At 47.2% G+C, this 1533-nt stretch carries 1 protein-coding gene and 1 pseudogene; both read right to left on the bottom strand.

Annotation, left to right across the window (positions count from 1 at the left end; all coding sequences use genetic code 11):
- Positions 1-620 precede the first annotated feature (620 nt).
- The gene (locus ACRC27_RS08145) at positions 621-983 is read right to left on the bottom strand and encodes a hypothetical protein (protein WP_116546628.1); all 363 of its coding nucleotides are present in this window, start codon (positions 981-983) and stop codon (positions 621-623) included.
- 424 nt (positions 984-1407) lie between these two features.
- Positions 1408-1533 (bottom strand): annotated as a pseudogene (locus ACRC27_RS08140) (MurR/RpiR family transcriptional regulator); the annotation flags it as partial.

Raw genomic sequence — 1533 nt, 5'->3', positions numbered from 1 at the left:
GCTTCTTATCGGCGTGTCGATTGGCGCTGTGGCGATTGCTGCAGCAGCATGCGAATTGGCAGTGCGTCTTTATCTATCTGGGCGCTAGTTAATTGGCCGCCACCAGCTCGGTGGCGGTTTGTGTTACACCTGCGTCTATGCATGTTTATTGTTCTACAGGCGAGCAACACAAAAAATAACACATGATTTTATTGCAATGAATTTAAATAGCTTTTTGTAAAAGTTCACACATATCGCAATTAATGCATTTGTCAGTGATTAGTAAAGCCATGGGGAAAACTTCTTCAAATTCAGTATGTCAGGGTGAGTTCGCACTGAAACAGCCAAAAAAGTAGCCAGTTGACTGGCGTAGGATCTGGGCTTATCAGTGGAAGGCGGTCTGCCGATCTGCATCTTTGCGGAAGGAAGACTGCCGAGCCAATCGGTGCGCACTGTAGCATAAAAGCGCTATCAACCACACGCGCAACCGCGCCGAGCGTATTGGGTGAGCGTGAAAAGCGTGAGAGAAGCCGTGGGTGAAATAAGTGTAGATGTGAGACGAAGGATTTGCCGCTGCCGACAAAAAGCAAAGAGGAATGAACTTGAGTTCATTCCTCTTACCATCAGCGTATAGCGCTGAATTAACCGCGAATGTTTTCTAATTCTTTTTCCGTCACAAACATGGTCAAGGTTTTGCCTTTGATGTACAGACCATCACCCACGCGATCTAGGGTGACCAGGGCTTTACGGTCTGTGTTCACGATGATGCCATTTTTTTCCAGATCGGCGACTGCGGTAGTTTTACCAAAGCGAGTCATCGATTTTAGGATATCAGCCTTTCTCAGGCTAAAAGAGACATTTGGGATCCGTGATTTAAACTCAATCTTACGTCCGTCATCGTAAGCGCGAATCTTGGTGAGCTTTCCATCAACAGAGCCAGCCATTGCAGAAAGCGGTAAGGCCAATAACGCAACCAGGCAAAAACGACCAATAGATTTTTTCATCTTAATCACTACTCAAAATGGGCGAGCTTTCAGGAAGTTGCACGCAACCCTCCCGCTGACGTTCTCGCCATAAATGGGCTGGGCAATGTACCTGAACCGGTTTCTGGTTTGTTGCCGGCTGTGCTATTTCTCTATCACCCCTCGAAACAATTCAATATGTCATTTAACTAACTGGCAGAATAATCTGCGCCATGCTCGGCCTTCCCAAACGGGGAATAACCGTGGCTCCAGAGGGAGAAGCGCAATGAAAATAAGAACAAAATGAGAACAAAAAAAAGAAACTACGTAAGGCAAGATGGATCTCGTGCACGGATATATCTGAAATGGATAATGAGGCGGATAAGTAGAGATACGTGATGGTCAAGGCTGTGCTGAGTGCAGAACGTGGGGCTAGCCTAGCTTGCTTTAGCCCCCGAATTGCACGTTAGGTAAGTTTTTTCACCAGCGCTTCACTGTGCAAAATGCGGTGCCGAGCATTGCCTGCATCTTGCTGCACCATGCCCATAAACAACAGATCGGTCAGTGCCAGCTGCGCGGTACGTGAGAACAT

Source organism: Plesiomonas sp. (genome assembly GCF_051650925.1).
Classification (GTDB): domain Bacteria; phylum Pseudomonadota; class Gammaproteobacteria; order Enterobacterales; family CAMTGL01; genus Plesiomonas.
The sequence above is the reverse complement of the archived record's forward strand: the minus strand, read 5'-3'. Positions and strand labels throughout refer to the sequence as shown.

Coding starts and splice junctions, on each gene's coding strand:
- ACRC27_RS08145 (WP_116546628.1), bottom strand. CDS start 983: ATGAAAAAATCTATTGGTCGTTTTTGCCTGGTTGCGTTATTGGCCTTA.